Here is a 5855-nt window from a genome sequence, read left to right on the forward strand (position 1 = left end):
AGGCGCGGAGCTGGGAGGGCGTCGACCCCATCCAGCGATGCCGCATGCGCCGAGGCGGTGGGGCACCCGGCCGCCCCCTCCCGTACCACCCGGAACAACGCCCTTACCGCGCCAAGTCGCACCACCCCGTCCGCCCTCCCGCTGGCCGCCGGGCGGGTCCGACAGGACACTGGATCCGTGCGCACTGTCAAAGCGACGGCCGCTGCCGTCACCGCCATGACGGTGGCCGGCGCCGCAGCCGTGGCCGCCGGCCGGTTCGCCAGTGACGCCGCGCTGAAGGCGCCGCCCGACCGGCCCCTTCCCACGGAGCCCCGGCTCACCGTGCACGGCACGGCCGCGGGCCGCGTCACCCTCACCCGCGCCCTCGCCTCCCTGCGCCCCGGCAGCTACGGCCTCGTCGGCAACGGCTCCCACGCGGTCGTCGGCCCCGTCCTGGAGTCGGCCCCGCACGCCGCCGACTCCGTGGTACGCCGCCTGGAACGCGTCACCCACGGCACCCTGGAGCCCGGCGACAAGGTCTGGCTCACCCCGGGCCTGCACATCGGCGACCCCGGCGCCGCCCTCGGCCTGGACCACACCGACGTTGACATACCCGGCGAACTCGGGCCCCTGCCCGCCTGGTTCGTGCCCGGCGCCCGGGACACCTGGGTCATCACCGTGCACGGCCTGGGCACCACCCGGGAGCACCCCATGAACCTCATGGAGTTCCTGCACGGCCTGCGCTTCCCGGTGCTCGACCTCTCCTACCGCGGCGACCCCGGCGCCCCCCGCCCTCCCGACGGCCTGAACCACCTCGGCGAGACCGAGTGGCGCGACCTGGACGCGGCGATCCGCCACGCCACGACCCACGGTGCCCAACGCGTCGTCCTCTACGGCTGGTCCACCGGCGCCACCATGGCCCTGCGCGCCGCCGCGCACTCCTCGGCACGGGACCGTATCCGCGGGCTCGTCCTCGACTCCCCGGTCCTCAACTGGGAGGCGACCCTGCGCGCCCTCGCCGCCGCCCGGCGCACCCCGAGCCCGCTGCTGCCGCTGGCCGTCCGCGCCGCCCAGGGCCGCACCGGCCTGTACGGCGACCGCATCGACGAGGCCGCCCACCCCGAACGGCTGACGGTCCCGACGCTGATCTTCCACGGCCCCGACGACACGGTGGCCCCCTGGGCCTTCTCCCGCCGCCTCGCCGACCACCGCCCCGACCTGGTCGCCCTCCACACCGTCCAGCACGCCCCGCACAACGCCATGTGGAACCCCGACCCGCCCGGCTACGAGGAAGCCCTGCGCCGCTTCCTGACGCCTCTGATGTGAGGGCTGCGCCGCGCAGAGCGCCCAGGTCCGCCCACCGCTGTGGGAGCAGGCGCCGCGCCGACCCTTTCGCCGTGCTGCCGCGATGGGGTTCCGGGGGCCCTGTGGTCGTGCTGCCGCGATGGGGTTCCGGTGGCCCTGTGGTCGTGCTGCCGCGATGGGGTCCCGGCCCCCTCTGGTCGTGCTGCCGCGACGGGGCCCTGGTCGCCCTCTGGTCGTGCTGCCGCGTCGGGGTCCCGGTCGCCCCTGGGCGTGCCCCCACGAGGGGATCCCGGTCACCTTCTGGGCGTGCCCCCACGAGGGGATCCCGGTCGCCCTCTGGTCGTGCTGCCGCGACGGGGTCCCGGCCACCCTCTGGGCGTGCCCCCACGACGGGGTCCCGGCAACCCTCTCGCTGTGCCGCCGCGACAGCGCCCCGGCAACCCTCCCGCGCGCCCCGCTGACGCACCTGGGGCCACCGCCCTCGCGACACCCTCGCCCTCCTCCCCGCGCACACCCTCACCAGCCCCGCCCCACGGTTCCGTTTAACGCCGTACCACTGTCCGGTTTTCGGCCGGCACCCCCTCACAGCGCCCGTCCCTTGGCCACTCCCGTCGCCCCGCGTGACATTCCGTTTGGGTTTTCGGACCGTCAACCGGAAGACTGCACCCGTGACGTCCCGTATCCCGCGCGACTCCAGGCTCCGACTTGTCCGCCCGCGACCCCTGGCCGCCGCCCCCCGAGCGATGAACCAGCGGCGCTCGCGCCGCCCCGCCCCCCGGCCTCCGGAGGGCACACCGGCCCCTGCGGAGCTGGCCGGAATGGCGCGCTCCAGGCTGGCCGGCGCGGCCCGCGTCGCCCGCTGGGCCGACGCCGCCCTGCGCCCCGGCAAGGGCAACGCGACCTCCGACGGCAAGGCCACCCTCGCCGACGCAACCGCCGAATGGGCTGCCCGCGAACTGGGCCTGACGGTGTCCCAGGTCTGCGCCGAGTGGGACACCGCCCGCCTCGCCGGGCTCGTCGAGGTGCACGGCGACAGCGCCCGCCCCGGCTGGCGGCTGCGCGCCTGGGACCGCGACGACACCGCCGTCCTGCGCGGCTGGGTCGCCCTCTTCGACGCCTGGTCGCTCGCCCACCCGGAACCCGCCGGCCACGAGCCCGCCGCCGTCGCCGAGGTCGTCTCGGCGATGCCTCAGGTGCTCTCCTTCCTCCAGCTCTCGGCCGGCCCGGTCCCCGTCGAGCAGCTCCTCGACCTCCTCCAACAGCGCGTCGGGGAACTGCGCACCGAACGCTGCGAAATCCCCTACGGCCCCCAGCGCGAACCCGCGAGCCCCCCGGCCCCCGGCACCGCGTCCCCCGCCGACGCCGAGCCCGAGGACGCCGAACTCGCCCCGCTCCTGGACTGGGCCCTGCACGCCCTCGCCTCGGTCGGCGCCCTCACCTACGGCGCCGGACAGGCCACCCTCACCCCGCTGGGCAGCTGGGCGGTCTGGGTCAAGCTGGAGCAGATCTGCGTCGCCGCGCAGAGCCCCGCCGGGAACATCGAGGCCGCCGCCGAGGACATGCTGCGCGGCTGCGCCCAGCTGCGCCCCAACGCCGCCCGCGCCGAGTACCGCGCCTGGCTCGCGGCGCGCCCCGTCGGCAGCGCCGTCACCGAGCTCCTCGACGCCGCCCGCGGCGAGGACGCCCTGCTGCGCGGCCTGGCCTTCGAGGCGCTGCGCGTCGTCGGCGCCCCCGCCGAGCCCGACGTACGCGCCGTGCTCGACGAGTCGACCCTGCGGCCGTACGCCCTGCTGTGGCTCGCGGAGCACGACGGTGCCGATCCCGAGGACGCCCACGAGGTCCTCACCCGGGAGGAGGCCACCTGGCTGTGGGTCGACACGGCCGCCGCCGTCGCCGACCACGGCGAGGCACCGCTCCTGGTACGACATCTGGAGTCCGCCGTGCAGCCGACCGTGCCCGCCCTGCTCGACGAGGTGCGTGCCGTCGGTCACCCGCGCACCGTGCAGGTCCTGGTCGCGCTGGCCGCGGCGCACCCCGACCCCGCGCTGGCCAAGGCCGTGCGCCGCGCGGCCTTCCAGGTGCACACCGGGGGCAGCTGAGGCCGTTCGGTCGCCGGTGCGGGGCGCGGGTCAGTCGGTTATCCGGGGCGCGTACGTGCCGAAGCTCCAGACATTGCCCTCGGCGTCCCGGGCCATGTAGTCCCGCGAGCCGTAGTCCTGGTCCGTCGGGGGCATCAGGATCTCCACGCCGTGGTCCACGGCCCGCTGGTGGTGTGCGTCGACGTCGTCCACGACGACGTACACCCCGACCGGCCCCGCGTCCTTCATCACCGTGTCGTAGAGCCCGCCGCGGCCCTTCGAGCCGATCATCACCGCGCCGTTGCCCTGCACCAGCTCGGCGTGCATCACCGTGCCGCCCTCGCCCTCGTACACGGCCAGCTCCGTGAAGCCCAGGGCCTCTGTGAGCTGCTTGATCGCCGCCTTCGCGTCCGCGTACAGCAGCGTCGGGTAGATACTCGGACCGCCACCGCTCGTGCCTGCCATGCCGATCACTCCTTTGTGTGTCAAGGCCGGAAAATCAGTGGTGGATCCGTCCGCCGGATCCGCCCGCGTCATTCATCCTGGCACCCACCACTGACAACGCCACCTGACCTGCGCAAAAGCCTCAGCCGAAGGTGTCGCACCGGGCCATGTCCCCGGTCCGGTACCCCTGCCGGAACCACGCCTGCCGCTGCTCCGCCGATCCGTGTGTCCACGTCTCCGGCGTCACCCGCCCCTGGAGCCGCTCCTGGATCCGGTCGTCGCCCACGGCCGCCGCCGCGTCCAGGCCGTCGCTGATGTCGGCCGCGGTGAGGCTGCTGATCAGCGGTCGCCCGGTCGACTCGTCCGGCGTCGTCGTGGCGTGGTGCGCCCACACCCCGGCGTAGCAGTCCGCCTGGAGCTCCGTCCGCACCGCGTTGCTGTCCGCGCCGGTTCGCCCGTCCTGCGACCGGCCGAGGGTGCCCATCAGGTCCTGCACGTGATGCCCGTACTCGTGCGCCACCACGTACGCCTGCGCGAACGGCCCGCCGTCGGCGCCGAAGTTCGTCCGCAGCTCCTCGAAGAAGCCCAGGTCGAGGTAGACCTTCCGATCACCGGGGCAGTAGAACGGCCCGACCGCCGAGGTCGCCGCGCCGCACGCCGTGCCGACCCGCTGACTGAAGAAGACGGTGGGGGAGCGTGAGTAGGTGCCTCCGCGCCGCTGGAACTCCTCGTCCCAGAAGTCCTGCACGCTGTTGACCACCGCCACCATCCGGCAGTCGTCTCTCGTGTTCGCGTCCTCCCCGGTACGGCAGCTCTGCTGCACCTGCGCGAGCGAGGACGCCGTCGGGACGGGCTCGTCGTTCCCGGTGGACAGGCCCAGCTGGTCCGGACCGACGCCGAAGAAGAGTCCGAGGAGCAGCGCCAGCAGACCGGCGAGGCCGCCGCCGACGGTCGCCCTGCCGCCGGGGATCCGGCGGCCGCGTACGTCCTGCACCTCGGACGTGTCCAGCCGGGCGTCGTCGTCGAACTGCATGGAGGCACCGCCCTCTGCCGCACCGTCCCCCTGTCGCCATCCTCACCGGGCCCCGGCCGCCCGGCGCCGGACGAGCGTCCGAACGGGCGACGCACCCACCGTGGGACCGCCACCTCCCGACGGCACCCCGCAGCCCTTACTACGCTCAGCGCCTATCCACGAGCACGGTTGTCGAACGGTTGTCGAAGGGAGCCCGGTGGTCGTCCTGCCGGCCGAGGCGATACTGGCCGATCCCCTCTCCCCGGACACGAAGCCCGCCCTTCCCTCGACCCCGCCCCGCGCACCCCGCCGCCTCCTCACAGCCATGGCCGCCCTCCTCCTCACGGCCGCTCTCCTCGCCGCCGTCCACCAGGCCCGCCCGGCTCCTTATGGAGACCGCCTCACCGTGCACGCGCGCGTGCAGCACCTCACCCCGCACCTGCGCATCCAGAGGGCGGCCGTCGAGGCGTACGACCGAGCCACGGGAGGAGTGCGCTGGCGCTACACCCGCGAAGGCCGCCGCCCCCTGACCGTGCTCCACGCGCGCGGGGAGGCGATCACGCTCTGGAACGACGGACTCGTCACCGACACCGACGGCACCTCCGTCCGCTGGCACCGCGCCCTCCCCGCAGTCGCCGACTGGCTCCCGGCACACGGCGGCACCGGTGTCCTGCGCCCCCTGGGCCGCGGCATCCTCGCCGTCGTCACCCCGCGCCGCATCGCGGCGTACCGCACCGCCGACGGCGACCTGCGCTGGGTACTGCCAGCCCGCAAAGGCTGCTTGTTCCGCCCCGAACGCGCGCTGCACCGGGGCAGAGCCCTGCTCGTCGCCCAGCCCTGCCGACGCGCCGCCTGGACCACCCAACTCGTCGCCATCGACGACCTGGGCCGGATCACCCCCCACCGCACCCCGCTGGGCAACGAAATCCCGGGTCACTGATCCGAACCCCGCGGTCCGCACCCGAAGCCACGCACCCGCCACCCGCGCATCCGCCCCCGCGACCGATAGACGCACACCCTCCACCAGTGCACCCGCG

The 5855-nt window shown here is 74.7% G+C and carries 5 protein-coding genes; 3 read left to right on the forward strand and 2 right to left on the reverse strand.

All coding sequences use genetic code 11. The annotated features are described in order from the left end of the window. Window positions 1–177: 177 nt before the first annotated feature. Both SSP24_RS09900 and SSP24_RS09905 read left to right on the forward strand, forming a co-directional pair. A complete protein-coding gene (locus SSP24_RS09900) occupies window positions 178–1305 on the forward strand; it encodes an alpha/beta hydrolase family protein (RefSeq protein WP_141309052.1) in 1128 nt (375 codons plus the stop codon). Between the two features lie 647 nt (window positions 1306–1952). Next, entirely contained in the window at window positions 1953–3383 is a 1431-nt protein-coding gene (locus tag SSP24_RS09905; RefSeq protein ID WP_174864634.1) for a hypothetical protein, read from the forward strand. Between the two features lie 30 nt (window positions 3384–3413). Here the strand turns inward: SSP24_RS09905 and SSP24_RS09910 are convergent, their stop codons facing one another. Next, on the reverse strand, window positions 3414–3827 hold the full coding sequence (locus SSP24_RS09910) for a VOC family protein (protein ID WP_141309054.1): 414 nt from the start codon (window positions 3825–3827) through the stop codon (window positions 3414–3416). 121 nt (window positions 3828–3948) lie between these two features. Next, entirely contained in the window at window positions 3949–4839 is an 891-nt protein-coding gene (gene ypfJ, locus SSP24_RS09915; protein ID WP_141309056.1) for a KPN_02809 family neutral zinc metallopeptidase, read from the reverse strand. A gap of 196 nt (window positions 4840–5035) precedes the next feature. Here ypfJ and SSP24_RS09920 point away from each other — a divergent pair, with 196 nt between their 5' ends. Continuing rightward, on the forward strand, window positions 5036–5758 hold the full coding sequence (locus SSP24_RS09920) for a PQQ-binding-like beta-propeller repeat protein (RefSeq protein WP_229864865.1): 723 nt from the start codon (window positions 5036–5038) through the stop codon (window positions 5756–5758). The last annotated feature ends 97 nt before the right edge of the window (window positions 5759–5855 follow it).

Origin of the sequence: Streptomyces spinoverrucosus (assembly GCF_006539505.1) — a bacterium.
In the GTDB taxonomy this organism is placed as follows: domain Bacteria; phylum Actinomycetota; class Actinomycetes; order Streptomycetales; family Streptomycetaceae; genus Streptomyces; species Streptomyces spinoverrucosus.

What these genes read in the sequence shown, in the direction of transcription:
- ypfJ (WP_141309056.1), bottom strand. Translation starts at nt 4,839, where the DNA reads ATGCAGTTCGACGACGACGCCCGGCTGGACACGTCCGAGGTGCAGGAC.
- SSP24_RS09910 (WP_141309054.1), bottom strand. Translation starts at nt 3,827, where the DNA reads ATGGCAGGCACGAGCGGTGGCGGTCCGAGTATCTACCCGACGCTGCTG.